This window comes from Flavobacterium sp. ZT3R18 (assembly GCF_007097385.1).
In the GTDB taxonomy this organism is placed as follows: domain Bacteria; phylum Bacteroidota; class Bacteroidia; order Flavobacteriales; family Flavobacteriaceae; genus Flavobacterium.
Window position 1 is genome coordinate 1 of sequence record NZ_VJZS01000068.1, and the last position, 1,126, is coordinate 1,126.

Annotated in this window: 1 protein-coding gene; it reads left to right on the forward strand. The window is 31.6% G+C overall.

All coding sequences use genetic code 11. The annotated features are described in order from the left end of the window. The coding region (locus tag FNW52_RS20605; RefSeq protein ID WP_143379342.1) for a DUF4241 domain-containing protein at positions 1-920 on the forward strand (920 nt) is incomplete at its 5' end. Positions 921-1,126: the final 206 nt, after the last annotated feature.

Here is a 1,126-nt window from a genome sequence, read left to right on the forward strand (position 1 = left end):
TGAAAAAATTGGCTATTTTAGCTTTTATAGTGAGCGCAGAAGAGAAGGCACTTCGCAAAGCCGCAAACGTTGGCGGTAAGTTAACCATCAACAAACAACTAATAGGAAACAACAACCAAATGAAAAAGATAATATTCAGTTCTTTAATAATTAATTTATTTGCTTGTAATTCGCAAACCAAAAAGGTTGAACCTAAAAATGAAAGTTTAATTCAAAAATCAATTGAAAAAAGCTCAAATAATGAGAAAGAATCAATTGTTGACTATAATCTGATTTTAGAAAATAAAAAAATTGACGGTATTGAAATTTCGCTACTGAATATTGGAAATTTAAATTTACCAACTGGAAAAATAATTGTTTGCGACCCTTTGGTCTATACAGAACTGACTCCCTTATCTAAAAGTGTAAACCCTGGGAATTATCCAATAAAAATCTATATAGCTAAAACAAAAAAATCGGGAGATAGATTTGCGTTGGCAAAATTGGAAATCACTGACAAAAAAGCCGTTAAATGGATTCTTGCATTAAGAGAAAACGAAAACAGCAATGAACTAAAAGAAGATGATTCCTTTTTTGGTTTTCCTGTTGATGCAGGTTTAGCAAGTTTTTTTGATTATAAAACAGGTTTAGAATTTGATAAATTCCAAAAGGAATTTTATGAAAGAGATCCTACCAAAAATATTTATGATGATTTTTTTGAAACTGAATTTAAAAAAAATGCAGTTAATAAAAATGACCCAAAAGATGTTGGGAATTGGATTAATTACAAGTTTCCTAAAACAGAATTAAATATCCCAATGTTTCAATCAGGTTACGGCGATGGTTTATATCCAGCGTATTGGGGAATTGATGCAAATGGAAAAATCACATCATTAATAATCGATTTCTTCGTTGTAGAATTACCAGAACTGAAGAAATAACCTACCGCCAACACTTGCTCACAAGAGATTTGGGCATTTGGCTTAATTTGAAAAATAGTTTGTATTTGGGATGATTAGGCAAATCCGAATATAAGGCTTAATTAAACCCCAAACCTCTTGTAGCAAGGGAACGTTAGCGGTAACCGTGATTAAGCGACTGCAAAAATCCTTTTTTAAACGGAAGTGTTTCTTTGCTCATTCGTTGC